Origin of the sequence: Rhizobium zaerense, assembly GCF_051810725.1 — a bacterium.
Taxonomy (GTDB): Bacteria; Pseudomonadota; Alphaproteobacteria; order Rhizobiales; family Rhizobiaceae; genus Rhizobium; species Rhizobium leguminosarum_I.
The window spans coordinates 2,692,553-2,706,691 of the sequence record NZ_CM132690.1 but is presented as its reverse complement, the minus strand read 5'-3'; the positions used below and the strand labels follow the sequence as shown (position 1 = coordinate 2,706,691).

Below are 14,139 nucleotides of genomic sequence, written 5' to 3'. Positions count from 1 at the left end.
AAGGAAGAGCGGTGTCCGACATCACTCTGAACGCCCCGAAGCTTTTCGATCTCAGCGGCCAGGTTGCCATCGTTACCGGAGCCGGCAGCGGCATTGGTCAGCACATTGCCATCGGCCTTGCGCAATGCGGCGCCGACGTGGCGCTGCTCGACCGCCGAACCGACGACGGACTGGTCAAGACGGCTGAACATATTCGCGCCGCCGGTCGCCGCTCGATCCAGATCGCGGCGGATGTCACGAGCAAATCTTCCCTTGGAGAGGCCGTAGCACGGACCGAAGCGGATCTCGGCGCGCTGACGCTTGCTGTGAACGCTGCAGGCATCGCTAACGCGAACCCGGCGGAAGAGATGGAGGAGGACCAATATCAGACGTTGATGGATATCAACCTCAAAGGCATCTTTCTTTCCTGCCAGGCCGAGGCCCGCGCCATGCTGAAGAACGGACGCGGCTCCATCGTGAACATCGCCTCTATGTCGGGTGTGATCGTAAACCGGGGGCTGAACCAAGCGCACTATAACGCCTCCAAGGCGGGCGTGATCCATATGTCGAAGTCTATGGCGATGGAATGGGTCGACCGCGGCATTCGCGTCAACACCATCTCCCCCGGATACACGGCAACGCCCATGAACACCCGCCCGGAGATGGTCCACCAGACCAAGCTCTTCGAAGAGCAGACGCCGATGCAGCGCATGGCAAAAGTCGACGAGATGGTAGGTCCGGCGGTGTTCCTGCTGTCGAATGCAGCAAGTTTCGTGACCGGCGTCGATCTTCTCGTCGACGGCGGTTTCTGCTGCTGGTGATGAGAAAGCTCATTGCCGCCGCTGGAAAGTGACCGGTCTCGCTTCCTCCCTGGCTGAGATCGAGGCGCTGAAGGGACTAACGGGTATGACGGCGTGCGACATCGTCGTCTGCCCGCCCTTCGCGCTGATCGAACGGAATGGGGGCTCGGGCGTCGTCATCCGCGCTCAAGACTGCCTGAATTCGCGACAAGCGGTTGAGATCCAATAATGATCGCACGGTAGGTCGCACCGAGATTTGCTGTTTATCGATGGACAAGGAAAGAGCATGAAACGCTTTGAGCAGAAGACCGTCGTCATTACCGGGGGTAGCCGCGGCATCGGAGCGGCGATCGCCAAACGCTTTGCGAAAGAAGGCGCCAATCTCGTCGTCTCGGCCAACGAGGACCTGGTTCACGGCGTCGCCGAACAGATCCGGGCCGAAGGCGGCAAGGCGGTCTCCTTCATCGGCGACGTCACCGACAAGGCGAGCGTCACCGCCCTCTACGATACCGCCGAAAAGGAATTCGGCTCGGTCGACGTCTCGATCCAGAATGCCGGCGTCATCACTATTGCCCGCGTCGAGGACCTGACCGAAAACGAATGGGACAAGGTCATGGCCGTCAACACCAAGGGCGTCTTCCTCTGCGCCCAGGAGGCGATATCAAGGATGCGCAAGCACAAGCGCGGCGGCCGCATCATCAACACCGCTTCCGGCCAGGCCCGCGACGGCTTCATCTACACGCCGCATTATGCCGCCTCGAAAATGGGCGTCGTCGGCATTACCCAGAGCCTGGCCAAGGAAGTCGCGACCGAGAAGATCACCGTCAACGCCTTCTGCCCCGGGATCATCGAGACCGACATGTGGGCCTATAACGACCAGGCCTGGGGCAAGCTGCTCGGCAACTACGCCCCCGGCGAGCTGATGAAGGAATGGGTCGAAGGCATCCCGATGAAACGGGCCGGCTCTGGCGAAGACGTCGCCGGCCTGGTGACCTTCCTCGCCAGCGAGGACGCCGCCTATATCACCGGCCAGACGATCAATGTCGACGGCGGCCTGATCATGTCCTGACGCAGGTCGCCCAAAAGTGCGCAGCGGCTTTGAGACAACGACCTGAAACAAACATCAAACCACCAACGAAGCGCGGAAGGCGACCCGGTCGTCGCCTCCATGTGAACAGTGTGTCCATCGGCGTCATGGCAGCTTTGCATTTTTGCCCCGTCGAGTGACCTTGCCATCCGCCTGTTTTTGATTCTATCTTTGAAATGTTCTCAGGGCGGGGTGTAATTCCCCACCGGCGGTATCAGGAGCAATCCTGGAGCCCGCGAGCGCTTCCGGCACCTCCTGCCGGAAGGTCAGCAGATCCGGTGAGATGCCGGAGCCGACGGTATAGTCCGGATGGAAGAGGACAACACGGGCAGTCGCACTCCATCCCGGAGTCGGCTGACGTTTGTTCGCCCAAGGGCAGAAGGCTCGCTCACGGATTGAGCCGAGCAGATCATGTCAGCCCGCTGACATAACCCTTGAAAGGCCAGACAGCATGACTATCGCAAGAATTGAAGATGCCATATCAGCCATTGCCAGCGGCAAGATGGTCGTCGTCGTCGATGACCAGAACCGGGAAAACGAAGGCGATATCGTGGTCGCCGCCGATGCCGTCACCTCGGAAACAATCGCCTTCATGATGACCCACGCCCGCGGCCTCGTCTGCATCGCCATGGAAGGCGAGCGTCTCGATGCACTCGATATACCGCTGATGGTGCCCAACAACACGGAATCGCACAAAACCGCCTTCACGGTCTCGGTCGACTATCTCAAGGGCACAACGACCGGCATCTCGGCAGCCGACCGCGCCGCCACCGTCCGCGCCCTCGTCGACGATCGCACAAAGCCTGACGAATTCGCCCGCCCCGGCCATATCTTTCCGCTGCGCGCTAATCCCCGCGGCGTGCTCGGCCGCCCTGGCCACACCGAAGCTGCCGTCGATCTCGCCCGCCTCGCCGGAAAGACCCCGGCCGGCGTCATCTGCGAAGTCGCCAATGACGACGGAACCATGTCCCGCCTCCCCGAGCTCACCCTTTTCGCCAAACGCCATGACCTCCTGCTCGTCACCATCGAGGATCTGGTTGCCTATCTCGAACGCCAGGCGGCAAAAGACATACGCGAAGTCGCCTGATCGTAGCCCTCAAGGCGGCACCAACAGCAGAGCGCCTCATTCGGAAGGGGCCTAATGGGCCTCGACGGATGGGACGCGTGCGCCGGGTTATTCTCCGCTGAGGCCATTGCCTTTCGCTTGTGCTCAAGGCGTTCGTCGCGACTGCTCCTCACCCCCCCTCATCTGCCCTACGGGCATCTTCTCCCCACCGGGGAGAAGCGGGAGCAAGCCGAACGGCTGTCATTTCCACAACTGGGCTCCCAAGAATGCAAGACGTTGCCACGACTCCCCTTCTCCCCAGCAGGGAGAAGATGCCGGCAGGCAGATGAGGGGGTGAGCGGCAAAGCCGCGAATGCGTTGAGCGCAAGCGAATGCAAATGAACGGCCCCGATCGTCCGCCCTATGTCCGGCTGATCGAAACGCCGCCATCCGCCAGCATCGCCGTGCCGGTCACGAAGCTCGACATGTCGGAGGCGAGGAAAAGCGCCGCATTGGCGATCTCTTCGGGTTGGGCCATGCGTTTCAGCGCATGCAGCCCCTCGACGAAGGCGAGCAGTTCCGGCGTGGCGTCCGGCGCGTTGGTGATGCTGGCGGGTGTGTCGGTGCCGCCTGGCAGCAGTGCGTTGACGCGGATGTTCTGCCTCCCGAGTTCGGCGGCGAGCACCTGCACGAGGCCGATAAGCCCCGCCTTGCCGGCGGCATAAGCGGCCATGCCCGGCATGCCGGCGGTGTGGCCGACGAAAGTCGAGGTGAAGATCAGCGATCCCCCGCGCGCTCCCATTGCCGCCGCCTGGTGCTTGGCGCCGAGGAAGGCGGCGGTGAGGTTGGTCTCGATCGTCTCGCGCCATGCCTCCAGCGAAAGCCCTGTCACCGGCCCCATCTCGCCAATGACGCCGGCATTGTTGAAGGCGATATCGAGCCCGCCGAAGCGCGAGACCGCCGTCTCGACAAGCCTTGCCTGCAGCGCCTCGTCCCTGACATCGCCTGATATGGCGACGGCCTGCCCGCCTTCCGCCTCGATTTCGGCAATGACGGCATCAAGCGCGTCCTGCCGCCGGCCGTTGACCACGAGTTTCGCGCCTTCCCGGGCAAAGAGTTTCGCCGCCGCGCGGCCGATGCCGGAGCTTGCGCCGGTGATGATGGCGATCTTGCCGTTCAGAAGTGTCATGTCGGTTTCTCCTGGGTTGTTGCGGCACCAGAGATCTCAAACATCAGGCGATGCAGCCACCCGTTTCCCGCGCAGGAAAAGAAAAACCGCTTACGACCGACGATGTCGGTCTGAGCGACAGCCACCGCGGGTCAGGTTTGAACCTTGATCGCTGCGCTGGAAGTATCGGAATTCACCTTATCAAACGGTGATTTGCCGCGATCTCCACCGACGCGCCTGCGTCGACGTCAGTGCCATTGTGCGTCGCATCATCGATTTATGCTGTGTGTGACATTCATCCGATTCCCTCCATGCATCTTCGCGATTAAAAGGAGCGCACAGGTAACGGGAATCTCTTCATGCCGCGGTCACGCAATACTGAAGGCGCCATCTATATGAGCTTGGCGATGGCCGGCTTTTCCGCAAGCGACGCTTTATCCAAATCGGTGATCGCCTATATGAACGCCGGCGAGATCATGTTCCTGCGCGGCCTCTTCACCAGCCTGCTTGTCTATCTGATCGCCTGGAAAATGGGCGCGCTGCGTTCCTGGCGCATCATGCTGCAGCCGATGATCATCTTCAGGATCATCTGCGAGACGCTTTCCGCCGTCACCTATATCACCGCGCTCGGCATGATGCCGATCGCCAATGCCTCGGCGATCCTGCAATCGCTGCCGTTGGTCGTTACCTTCGGGGCGGCGCTCTTCTTCGGCGAGCCGGTCGGTTGGCGGCGCTGGTCGGCGATCCTCGTCGGCCTCGTCGGCGTGATGATCATCATCCGTCCCGGCCCTGATGGATTCACCCCCGCCGCCCTCCTCTGCGTCGCCGCGGTGCTGACGACGGCCGGCCGCGATCTCGCCACCCGGAGCATCAGTCCGGAGTTCCCCTCGCTGATGATAACCGTCATCACCGCCATATCGGCCTCCTTTTTCGGTGCGCTACTCATTCCGGCGCTCGGCGGCTGGCAGCCGGTCAGCGCTAGCGCCCTTGGGCATCTCGTGCTCGCATCGGTGCTGGTGCTCGTCGGCTACCAGTCGGTCATACTCGCCATGCGCACCGGCGAAATCTCTTTCGTCGCGCCATTCCGCTATACCAGCCTAATCTTTTCCTCTCTGCTCGGCTTCCTCTTCTTCGCCGAAGTGCCTGATAGCTGGACGCTCGTGGGGGCTGCGATCGTCATCGCCTCCGGCCTCTATACGTTCTATCGTGAAGCTAAGCGCCGTGTGTCGCCGATCGCGCAGGAATCCGCGCCGCGCGCGCCCGTCTGAAGCAGATGATGGCTGAGGAAGGATGATGGCTGAATTCTCGTTGGATAAATCTCACATAGCAGGCGTCGTGCTGGCCGGCGGCCGCTCGCAGCGCATGGGCCGCGACAAGGCAGGCGTGATGCTTGGGACCGAGAGCCTGCTCCGCCATGTGTTGACCCGGCTCTCGCAGCAGGTCTTGCTCGTTACCGTCAATGCCGATGCCGCCGCCGGGGACGTGCCTGTCGTTCCCGACTATATTCGCGGCAAGGCCGGACCGATGGCCGGCATCCATGCGGCCATGGTCTATGCCGCCAGCCTGCCCTCGATCACCCATGTCGTCACCGTCTCGGTGGATTGCCCGTTCTTCCCGGCCGATCTCGTCGCCCGGCTGGCGGCAGCGGTCGAGCACTCGTCGCAGATCGCCATCGCCGCCTCCGAGGGCCGAAGCCATCCCGTCTTCGGGCTCTGGCCAGTGACGCTGGCCGCCGATCTCGAAGCCTGGATCGCCAGCGACGAGAAGCGGCGTGTGCGTGACTTCCTGTTACGGCATGACGTAACGGAAGTGGCGTTCCCGCTGCATCCGACTCGTGCCAGCCTGCTCGATCCCTTCTTCAACATCAACACGCCTGACGATCTCGTCGAGGCGGAACGCTGGCTGGAGGCCCTTCGCGGATGACCGCACCGAAAATCTTCGGCATCGCCGGCTGGAAGAACTCGGGCAAGACGGGTCTCGCCGTCCGGCTGGTGACGGAGTTCACCCGCCGCGGCTACAGGATCTCGACGATCAAGCACGCCCATCATGATTTCGACATCGACAAGGTCGGGGCCGACAGCTACCGCCACCGCCAGGCCGGCGCCCACGAGGTCGCCATCGTCTCCGGCACCCGCTACGCCATCATGCACGAGCTGCGCGGCGCGCCTGAACCTCAGTTCGAGGAGATCCTTGCCCGCCTCGCCCCCTGCGACCTCGTGCTGATCGAAGGCTACAAGCGTGAGCCGATCCCGAAGATCGAGGCCCGCCGCCTGGAGGCCGCCAATCGCGAACCGCTGGCGCCGAGCGATCCCCATATCTGCGCCATCGCCGCCGATCATGCCGTAATCGATACGGCCCTGCCGGTCTTCGATCTAGACGACACAGGCGCCATCGCCGATTTCATCACTGACATCGTTGGCCTTGGACAGGCGAGGCTTTGAACCACCTGCGTCGCCGCCGCCGGATCTAGGAAGCGGAGCCGTTTCGCGTGCCATCGCCTTGGCGATTTCCTTGGCGAGCTGAGCCTGATTATAGGGCTTTGCCAATCTCGGTAGATCGATATCGGTGCCAGAGGGAAGATCGGCGTAACCTGTCGCCAGCACGATCGGCAACGCCGGATAAATGTCCCGCGCGGCCTGGGCAAGCTGCGCGCCGGTCATACCAGGCATCGAATAGTCAGAGATGACAAGGTCGAAATGCTGACCGCTGCTGATCAGGTCCAGTGCCTGCGAGCCGGAATTTGCTTCGACGACCTCGTGGCCGAGATCTTCAAGCATGTCGACCGAACTCATGGCGATCAAGGCGTCGTCATCGACCAAGAGGATCTTCAGTCTGGATGCGGCTTGCTCAACAGTCACCTCCGACTCGGCCAGCACCTCTGTTCGCCAGGCCGTCGCCGGAAGCCACAATTCCGCAGTCGTTCCCACCCCAAGCTCGCTTGTCAGACGAAGTGCGCCATTGAGCTGAACGGCAAGTCCATGGATCATCGATAAGCCCAGGCCCGTGCCCTTTCCGAGTTCCTTGGTCGAGAAGAACGGATCGACGGCCTTCTTCAGGGTCTCCGCGTCCATGCCGGTGCCGCAGTCGGCCACCGCCAAAACAAGATAGGGGCCCTCGCCGAGATCACCCTTATCGCCGGCAACATTTTCCTGGCGCAGCGAGATGGACAGCGTCCCTCCGTCCGGCATCGCATCGCGTGCATTGACCGCCAGGTTGAGCAGCGCCAATTCGAGCTGGTTCGCATCGACCAGTGCCGGCGGCAGGCTTGTCGGCACATTGATTTCGATGCTGATCGAGGATCCAACCGAGCGCCGCAGCAGGTCTTTCATGCCGGAGACCAGCTCGGTCAGATCGACGGGCTTGACCTGCAGATCCTGCTGTCTGGCAAAAGCCAGCAGCCGTTGCGTCAACGCCGCCCCGCGCCGCGCCCCCTGAAGCGCCCCATCGACCAGACGCGTCGCCTTGGCATCTCCGGCAACATGCTTGCCGAGCAGCTCCAGATTTCCAAGAACGACCATTAGCAGATTGTTGAAATCGTGGGCAACGCCGCCGGTCAACTGGCCGATCGCCTCCATCTTTTGCGATTGGCGAAGCTGCTCCTCGGCCCTTTCACGCTGGGCGACTTCCTCGAGCAGCGTTTGGTGAGCGGCGTTAACTTCTTTGGTCCGTTCCCGCACACGCTCTTCGAGGTTTTCATTGAGCCGTCTTAGATTTTCCTCGATGGTCTTGCGGGCGGTAGTATCGGAGCAGACGCCGACGAGTTTCCTGGCGGAACCATATCTGTCGGAATAGAGCTGCGCATGGACCTCGGTCCAATGCAGCGATGCATCCGGCCAGATCGTCCTGTGCTCGATCGAATAGTCACGTCCAGTATCAATCGTCCGGCGCAGGCGTTCCAGCACAAGATCCCGGTCGTCGGGGTGGATGCTTGCGATGAGGTCGTCGCGTGTGACGTCCTCATCCGGACTGCGGCCGAAAACCGCTTTGCAGGTGGCCGAGGCTGATAAGGCCATCGAGGATAGCTCCAGCTCCCACGCCCCAAGACGACCGGCTGCAAGCGCCGTCTGCAGCCGTCGCTCGCCCTCGGCCAAAGCCTCGAGCTGAGCTCGAGCCTCATATTGGCGCAGGCGCCCTTTTAATGCGGTCCGCGCAATACTGATGAAGGAGGTCGCGTGGAACGGCCTTTCCAGGAAGGTGACATTGCCGAGAACCTCGGAAAGCCTCGCAGCGGCCGGATTTCGTTCAGGCCCGCCGCCGCGCGTGGTAAGCACGATGAATGGCAGATCCGACCAGCTTGGCTGGGCGGACACCCAGGCGGCAATCGGCTTCAAATCGCTCCAGCGAACGGCCTCTTCGGTCAGCACGCCAAGTGCGATGTCATCTTTCAGTGAAGAGGCAAAGACATTCAGGTCGGCAGCCGCAATCGATGATAGGCCGGCTTCTTCGATTAGCGATACCGCCACCTGGGCATCGCGTCCGGCGGGAGCATAGATCAATGCTTTCGGCTTTACGGAGTTAGGAATTGCCGCGACCCCCGCCATCAGTCGATAGGAGTGGCTCTGCGCCGGTAACAAATTCGGGAACGCCGCGAAGCACACCTTGGAACCCGACCAGAGGATCCCCGAACGTCAGCCCGGAACTGTTGATACGATACTCTCGGATTGTATCCTCATGCAGCCCAGTTCTCTTCTTGATCACCGAGACCGCTCGCCGCACCCTACCCGCAGCCTCGAAGTAGCGCAGCAGTATGACTGTGTCCGCAAGATAGGTCACGTCGACAGGCGCCTTCATGTCGCCGACAAGCCCATGCTGTGCAACGGTAAGGAAGGTATTGGCGCCTTGCCTGTTCAAATATTGAAGCAACTCATGCATGTGAAGGATCAGCGAATTTTCATCCGGCATGGATGCTTGATAGCCGTTGATGCTATCGATAATGACGGTCTTAGCATTCGACTCGTCCACGCACTCGCGCACGCGATGCGCGAATTCACCTGGTGACAGTTCAGCGGCGTCGAGCTGTTCAATGTGAATTAGACCGCTGCTCCTGAGCGTCTCGAGATCGATTCCGAGCGCCTTGAGCCGCGTAAAAAGCAGGCCAAGCTCTTCGTCGAAGATGAAGGCCGCCGCTCTCTCGCCACGCGCAACAGCCGCGACCAAGAATTGGAATGAGAAAGTACTCTTACCGGTACCGGATGGACCGAGGATAAGCGTACTGGAACCTCTCTCCAACCCACCGCCTAATAGGAGGTCCAGTTCCGGAATATTTGAGGATAACTCGTCGCGGACATAACTCGACCGATGTTCGGCGGCGACGAGACGTGGAAAGACAACGACGCCGCCAGTTTGAATGGTGAAATCGTGGAAACCGCCGCGGAAGGCTTGCCCACGGTATTTCGTGATCCTGAGGCGGCGGCGCTCAGCGCCATAGCTCGGCGCCATCTCCTCAAGATGGATGACTCCGTGAACGACGCTATGCACAGTTTTATCAAGCACGTCGGACGTCAGATCATCGAGCAAAAGGACTGTCGCCCCCTGCCGGGCAAAGTAGTGTTTGAGCGCAAGGATCTGGCGGCGGTAGCGCAGCGAGCTTTGAGCTAGAAGCCTTATCTCCGACAGGCTGTCGAGAACCACGCGACTTGGCTTAATCCGCTCGAAAGCGGCAAAGATCTCCTTTGTCGTCTCTCCGAGTTCTAGGTCTGATGAATAAAGCAGGCTCTGCTGCTGGTCGGCATCCAGCAGGCTTTCCGGAGGCACGACCTCGAAGACCTCGATATTGCCGTTGATCACCATGCCGTGCGATGCGGCACCGGCGCGGAGTTCACTCTCGGTTTCGGAAAGGGTGACGTAGAGCCCCTGCTCGCCAAGCCGCGCACCCTCGATCAGGAACTGCAGCGCAATCGTTGTCTTGCCCGCCCCTGGATTTCCCTCCAGGAGAAACACGTGCCCTGGCGAAAGGCCCCCTGCCAGAATTGTGTCCAAACCGGACACTCCAGTCCGGGCTTTCATGGCAGGTATCGCAGTATTCATTCATTGTTTCCTTCGGTTTATACCGGGAATTAGTGGCGACCGACGGAATGTCAAATAGTCAAGCTCGTATGATCCCGACGTGCTGATCCGGGGCTGGGATCGGCGATCTAACCCCGATATCGAAGCGCATCGACGACGAGGGCGAATGCCGGCGACGTATGTCTGCGGCTCGGATAGTAGAGATGATAGCCGGAAAACGGTGGGCACCAATCTTCGAGGACTCGCACCAGCCGCCCGTCGGCAAGATGTGCCTCGACCAAGTCCTCCGGCATGTAGGCGAGCCCCATGCCTGCCAGTACTGCGTTCAGCCGCAGCGCTATATTGTTGAAAACCAATTGCCCTTCGACGCGAACCCTAAGTTCGCGCTCGTCCTTCTCGAACTCCCAGGCATAAACGCTGCCATAGGTCGGCAGACGCAGATTGATGCAATTGTGATCCGTGAGGTCCTGCGGCGTCATCGGCTTTGGCCTGGTGTCGAAATAGGCCGGAGCGCCGACCACGGCCATGCGCATGTCGGGGCCGATACGCACCGCAATCATGTCCTTCGCCACCTGTTCTCCAAGCCGCACCCCCGCATCGTAACGCTCGGCGACGATGTCAGTCAGACCGTAGTCGACGATGATCTCGACATTGACATCAGGATAATCGGGCAAGAGCGTTTCCAAGGCGGGCCAGAGGACGGCATCCGCCGCATGCTCGCCGGCATTGATGCGAATGGTGCCTGCCGGTTTCTCCCGCAACGCGCTCAAGGCAGCCAGCTCGCTCTCGATCTCGTCGAGCCGCGGCCCTATGGAGAGGAGCAGGCGTTCGCCGGCCTCCGTCGGCGCGACGCTGCGCGTCGTGCGTGTCAGCAATCGCAATCCAAGCCGCTCCTCGAGCCCGCGGATGGTGTGGCTGAGTGCCGATTGCGACACACCGAGCTTGCCCGCCGCTTTGGTGAAGCTTTGAGCGCGCGCGATGGCGAGGAAGGCGATGAGGTCATTGACGACGGGGCGCGGCATTGATGAAAATTTCTCATGGGTTCTTGCCGTTTATACCATCTAATCGCGACCAGGCGCACGCGCTAAATACCTTGCTACTTGAGTGGACATGTCCGCCCCGACATTGAAAGGAAAACTAAGATGGAGATCAAGCGAAGCGGTTCGCAGCCTTCGGCCAAAGGACCGGCCGATTGGTTTACCGGCAGCGTGCATGTCGACCCGCTGTTTACCGCTACCAACCCCGCACGCGCGGCTGGCGCCAGCGTCACCTTCGAGCCCGGCGCCCGTACCGCCTGGCATACTCATCCGCTCGGCCAGACGCTGATCGTCACATCCGGCTGCGGCCGTGTTCAGCGCGAAGGCGGCCCCGTCGAGGAAATCCGCGCCGGCGACGTCGTCTCGTTCGCACCGGGTGAACGCCATTGGCACGGCGCATCGCCGACGACGGCAATGACCCATATCGCCATCCAGGAGCAGCTCGACGGCAAGGTTGTCGACTGGATGGAGCATGTCACCGACACGCAATACCAAGGTTAGCAAGGGAAACGTCTATGCAGAAGCGTGAACTTGGAAAGAGCGGACTTCAAGTCTCGGCCATCGGTCTCGGCTGCATGGGGCTGAGTTATGGTTATGGCCCGGCGACGGATATTCAGGAAGCGACAGCACTGATCCGGCGGGCGTTTGAACGCGGCGTGACCTTCTTCGACACGGCCGAGGCCTATGGCCCTTATAAGAACGAGGAGCTTCTGGGAGAAGCGCTCGCGCCCTTCCGCGAGGAGGTGGTGATCGCTACGAAATTCGGTTTCAACTTCGATGCCAATGGCGGCCAGAGCGGCATGAACAGCCGGCCGGAGCAGATCCGGACGGTGGCCGACCAGGCGTTGAAGCGTTTGAAGACCGATGTCATCGATCTCTTCTACCAGCATCGAGTCGACCCCGATGTTCCGATCGAGGATGTCGCCGGCACGGTCAAGGCACTGATCGCTGAAGGCAAGGTCAGGCATTTCGGCCTCTCGGAAGCAGGCGCCCGAACGATCCGCCGCGCCCATGCCGTCCAGCCGGTGGCGGCGTTGCAGAGCGAATATTCGCTGTGGTGGCGCGAGCCTGAGCAGGAAATCCTGCCGACGCTGGAAGAACTCGGCATCGGTTTCGTGCCCTTCAGCCCGCTCGGCAAGGGCTTCCTCACCGGCGCGATCAGCGAGACGACCACCTTCGACAGCAAGGATTTCCGCAACGTCGTGCCGCGCTTTTCTCAGGAGGCGCGAAAGGCCAACCAGGTGCTCGTCGATCTTCTGGCGGAGATTGCCGCGCGCAAGAAGGCCACCTCGGCCCAGGTGGCTCTGGCATGGCTGCTGGCGCAGAAGCCCTGGATCGTACCGATCCCCGGCACCACCAAGCTGCATCGCCTCGAGGAGAACATCCAGGCCGCTGAGGTGGAACTGACGGCCGAGGATCTCGCCAGCATCGAAAGCGCGCTCGCCACGATCAAGGTGGAAGGCGATCGTTATCCCGCGCATCTGCAGGCAAGGGTCGACCGCTAAAAGCGGCAAACGGGCGTCAAGGCGACTTCTCATCCGAACAAGAGAAGCGAGCGGCCACAGTCACCTGCGGCCGCTTCTTCATCGATTGCATCATCGTCTCGGTGCCGGCGCATTATCCCGAAAAGCCGGTATCGCCTCCAGCTTGGTGACAATCTCGGCGATATTGGGCCATCGGGTGAGATCGAAGCCGAGGCGACGGGCGCCGATCGACTGCGGGAACAGAAAGATATCGGCAATGCTCGGGCGATCGCCGACGGCGAAGATCCCTTGCCTGCGGCCGGCGATCATCGTCTCGACAGCCGCCATTCCCTCGCCCACCCAATGACGATCCCAGGCGATGATGGCATCGGCATCAGCCTGGAACGTGGCGCGAAGATGCAGGCCGATGCGTGGCGGCAACAACGCATGGATTTCGGCTGTGATCGCAAGCGCGATCGACCGCGCCAGCGCCCTATCTTCCGCTGTATCAGGCAGCAATGGCGGTCTAGGCTGAAGCTCATCGAGATATTCGACGATCGCCAGTGACTGGGTGAGGAGAACGCCGCTATCCGTCAGCAAGGCTGGCACGAGTCCCTGCGGATTGACACTGCGATATCCGGCCTGCCGGCTCTCGGAATCTTCGCCGAGAATGGTGACCGGCAGCGCTTCGGCCGTCAGTCCTTTCAGGGCGAGCGCGACGCGGACTCGGGATGTCGCCGAGGAAATTTCGTTCTGATAGAGTTTCACTGTCTTTCTCCCGGGTGATCTAAAAGAGCAGCTGGAGCGGCGGCCGCTCTCCTGAGGATGAAGCTGCGGATGCCGCCGTCACGAGGCCGGCAAGCGGCGACGGCTCCTGTGAGCTTACATCGTAGATGCAGGGCGCTGCGAAAATCGTCGCCCCCAGAATGCAGATGATCATCAGTCTCATTTGTTCCTCCATCGACGAGGCCCGACCGGCCTCGTCATGTTTCCTTTGGCGATCGATCCCATCAGTCAGGCAATGCTCAATTCGACATTGATATTGCCGCGGGTTGCTTTCGAATAGGGGCAGGTGCGGTGCGCTTCATCCACAAGCGCCCTTGCCAGATCCGCTTCGATGCCCGGCAGGCTGACCTTGAGGCGAGCCTGCAGGAAATAGTCGCCGTCGGTCGCCCCGAGATCGACCTAGGTATCGACGCCAAGATCTGCGGGAAGCCTGATCTTCTGCTTAGCCGCAGCAATGCCGATCGCGCCGATGAAGCAGGCAGACCAGCCGGCGGCGAAAAGCTGTTCGGGATTGGTGCCGGCACGGTTGCCGCCCGGAGGCGAAAGCTTGATATCAAGCTGCCCGTCGTCGCTATGCGACGCGCCGTCGCGCCCGCCCGTCGTGTGGGTCTTGCCGGTATAGAGAACCTTGTCGATCTTTGTCATGGAACACTCCTTGTGTTGCGTCGCTGCACGCGACTGGCCGCGCTGCGCGGCCGGGTTGAAGGAGTGTGGTTTGGCCGACGGATATATCCGCCATGTTTCCGAAATCGCCCGAAATGTCACAAA

General features: G+C 61.3%; 14 protein-coding genes, 1 pseudogene and 1 riboswitch. Of the genes and pseudogenes, 8 read left to right on the top strand and 7 right to left on the bottom strand.

All coding sequences use genetic code 11. The annotated features are described in order from the left end of the window. Positions 1–11: 11 nt before the first annotated feature. The 3 genes from ACS4RR_RS13105 to ribB all read left to right on the top strand — a co-directional run bounded on the left by ACS4RR_RS13105 (position 12) and on the right by ribB (position 2,953). On the top strand, positions 12–800 hold the full coding sequence (locus ACS4RR_RS13105; protein WP_170282213.1) for an SDR family oxidoreductase: 789 nt from the start codon (positions 12–14) through the stop codon (positions 798–800). Between the two features lie 265 nt (positions 801–1,065). Next, positions 1,066–1,848 (top strand): glucose 1-dehydrogenase, encoded by a 783-nt coding sequence (locus ACS4RR_RS13100; RefSeq protein ID WP_456188886.1) that lies wholly within the window; start codon positions 1,066–1,068, stop codon positions 1,846–1,848. A 192-nt stretch (positions 1,849–2,040) separates the two neighbouring features. After that, positions 2,041–2,191, top strand: a riboswitch (FMN riboswitch). Between the two features lie 126 nt (positions 2,192–2,317). Further along, on the top strand, positions 2,318–2,953 hold the full coding sequence (gene ribB, locus ACS4RR_RS13095; RefSeq protein WP_222279332.1) for a 3,4-dihydroxy-2-butanone-4-phosphate synthase: 636 nt from the start codon (positions 2,318–2,320) through the stop codon (positions 2,951–2,953). 379 nt (positions 2,954–3,332) lie between these two features. Here ribB and ACS4RR_RS13090 read toward each other — a convergent pair whose 3' ends face one another. Next, on the bottom strand, positions 3,333–4,100 hold the full coding sequence (locus ACS4RR_RS13090) for an SDR family oxidoreductase (RefSeq protein WP_456188885.1): 768 nt from the start codon (positions 4,098–4,100) through the stop codon (positions 3,333–3,335). A 338-nt stretch (positions 4,101–4,438) separates the two neighbouring features. Between ACS4RR_RS13090 and ACS4RR_RS13085 the strand changes: the two genes are divergently transcribed. Genes ACS4RR_RS13085 through mobB form a run of 3 tightly spaced genes read left to right on the top strand, consistent with a single transcriptional unit; the run spans position 4,439 to position 6,520 of the window. Next, complete coding sequence (locus ACS4RR_RS13085; protein ID WP_456188884.1) at positions 4,439–5,347, top strand: DMT family transporter; 909 nt, start codon at positions 4,439–4,441, stop codon at positions 5,345–5,347. A 25-nt stretch (positions 5,348–5,372) separates the two neighbouring features. Further along, positions 5,373–6,002, top strand: coding sequence for a molybdenum cofactor guanylyltransferase MobA (mobA, locus tag ACS4RR_RS13080; protein WP_222294612.1), 630 nt, complete (start codon positions 5,373–5,375; stop codon positions 6,000–6,002). Next, the gene (mobB, locus tag ACS4RR_RS13075) at positions 5,999–6,520 is read left to right on the top strand and encodes a molybdopterin-guanine dinucleotide biosynthesis protein B (RefSeq protein ID WP_017964590.1); all 522 of its coding nucleotides are present in this window, start codon (positions 5,999–6,001) and stop codon (positions 6,518–6,520) included. The genes mobA and mobB overlap by 4 nt, the downstream gene beginning before the upstream one ends. On the opposite strand, the gene ACS4RR_RS13070 is transcribed toward mobB, so the two are convergent. From ACS4RR_RS13070 to ACS4RR_RS13060, 3 genes are all read right to left on the bottom strand, one after another. After that, entirely contained in the window at positions 6,452–8,620 is a 2,169-nt protein-coding gene (locus ACS4RR_RS13070) for a hybrid sensor histidine kinase/response regulator (RefSeq protein ID WP_222294770.1), read from the bottom strand. The two genes, mobB and ACS4RR_RS13070, sit on opposite strands and share 69 nt — an antisense overlap. Continuing rightward, the gene (locus tag ACS4RR_RS13065) at positions 8,595–10,106 is read right to left on the bottom strand and encodes an ATPase domain-containing protein (RefSeq protein ID WP_456188883.1); all 1,512 of its coding nucleotides are present in this window, start codon (positions 10,104–10,106) and stop codon (positions 8,595–8,597) included. The genes ACS4RR_RS13070 and ACS4RR_RS13065 overlap by 26 nt, the downstream gene beginning before the upstream one ends. A 107-nt stretch (positions 10,107–10,213) precedes the next feature. Beyond that, on the bottom strand, positions 10,214–11,107 hold the full coding sequence (locus ACS4RR_RS13060) for a LysR family transcriptional regulator (RefSeq protein ID WP_260298807.1): 894 nt from the start codon (positions 11,105–11,107) through the stop codon (positions 10,214–10,216). A 120-nt stretch (positions 11,108–11,227) separates the two neighbouring features. Between ACS4RR_RS13060 and ACS4RR_RS13055 the strand changes: the two genes are divergently transcribed. Both ACS4RR_RS13055 and ACS4RR_RS13050 read left to right on the top strand, forming a co-directional pair. Then, on the top strand, positions 11,228–11,623 hold the full coding sequence (locus tag ACS4RR_RS13055) for a (R)-mandelonitrile lyase (RefSeq protein WP_260298808.1): 396 nt from the start codon (positions 11,228–11,230) through the stop codon (positions 11,621–11,623). A 14-nt stretch (positions 11,624–11,637) separates the two neighbouring features. Further along, a complete protein-coding gene (locus ACS4RR_RS13050; protein ID WP_260298809.1) occupies positions 11,638–12,627 on the top strand; it encodes an aldo/keto reductase in 990 nt (329 codons plus the stop codon). Positions 12,628–12,717: 90 nt separating this feature from the next. Here the strand turns inward: ACS4RR_RS13050 and maiA are convergent, their stop codons facing one another. The 3 genes and pseudogenes from maiA to ACS4RR_RS13035 form a co-directional block, all read right to left on the bottom strand. Beyond that, positions 12,718–13,353 (bottom strand): maleylacetoacetate isomerase, encoded by a 636-nt coding sequence (gene maiA / locus ACS4RR_RS13045; RefSeq protein ID WP_260058874.1) that lies wholly within the window; start codon positions 13,351–13,353, stop codon positions 12,718–12,720. A 19-nt stretch (positions 13,354–13,372) separates the two neighbouring features. Then, on the bottom strand, positions 13,373–13,534 hold the full coding sequence (locus tag ACS4RR_RS13040; protein ID WP_172643366.1) for a hypothetical protein: 162 nt from the start codon (positions 13,532–13,534) through the stop codon (positions 13,373–13,375). A 65-nt stretch (positions 13,535–13,599) separates the two neighbouring features. Next, positions 13,600–14,016: pseudogene (locus tag ACS4RR_RS13035) on the bottom strand (organic hydroperoxide resistance protein). Between the last annotated feature and the right edge of the window lie 123 nt (positions 14,017–14,139).

Excerpts from the sequence above, each read along its gene's own strand:
- mobB (WP_017964590.1), top strand. The coding sequence starts at position 5,999 with ATGACCGCACCGAAAATCTTCGGCATCGCCGGCTGGAAGAACTCGGGC.
- ACS4RR_RS13085 (WP_456188884.1), top strand. The coding sequence starts at position 4,439 with ATGCCGCGGTCACGCAATACTGAAGGCGCCATCTATATGAGCTTGGCG.
- ACS4RR_RS13070 (WP_222294770.1), bottom strand. The coding sequence starts at position 8,620 with ATGGCGGGGGTCGCGGCAATTCCTAACTCCGTAAAGCCGAAAGCATTG.
- ACS4RR_RS13055 (WP_260298808.1), top strand. The coding sequence starts at position 11,228 with ATGGAGATCAAGCGAAGCGGTTCGCAGCCTTCGGCCAAAGGACCGGCC.
- mobA (WP_222294612.1), top strand. The coding sequence starts at position 5,373 with ATGGCTGAATTCTCGTTGGATAAATCTCACATAGCAGGCGTCGTGCTG.
- ACS4RR_RS13060 (WP_260298807.1), bottom strand. The coding sequence starts at position 11,107 with ATGCCGCGCCCCGTCGTCAATGACCTCATCGCCTTCCTCGCCATCGCG.
- ACS4RR_RS13100 (WP_456188886.1), top strand. The coding sequence starts at position 1,066 with ATGAAACGCTTTGAGCAGAAGACCGTCGTCATTACCGGGGGTAGCCGC.
- ribB (WP_222279332.1), top strand. The coding sequence starts at position 2,318 with ATGACTATCGCAAGAATTGAAGATGCCATATCAGCCATTGCCAGCGGC.
- ACS4RR_RS13040 (WP_172643366.1), bottom strand. The coding sequence starts at position 13,534 with ATGAGACTGATGATCATCTGCATTCTGGGGGCGACGATTTTCGCAGCG.
- ACS4RR_RS13065 (WP_456188883.1), bottom strand. The coding sequence starts at position 10,106 with ATGAATACTGCGATACCTGCCATGAAAGCCCGGACTGGAGTGTCCGGT.
- ACS4RR_RS13090 (WP_456188885.1), bottom strand. The coding sequence starts at position 4,100 with ATGACACTTCTGAACGGCAAGATCGCCATCATCACCGGCGCAAGCTCC.
- ACS4RR_RS13050 (WP_260298809.1), top strand. The coding sequence starts at position 11,638 with ATGCAGAAGCGTGAACTTGGAAAGAGCGGACTTCAAGTCTCGGCCATC.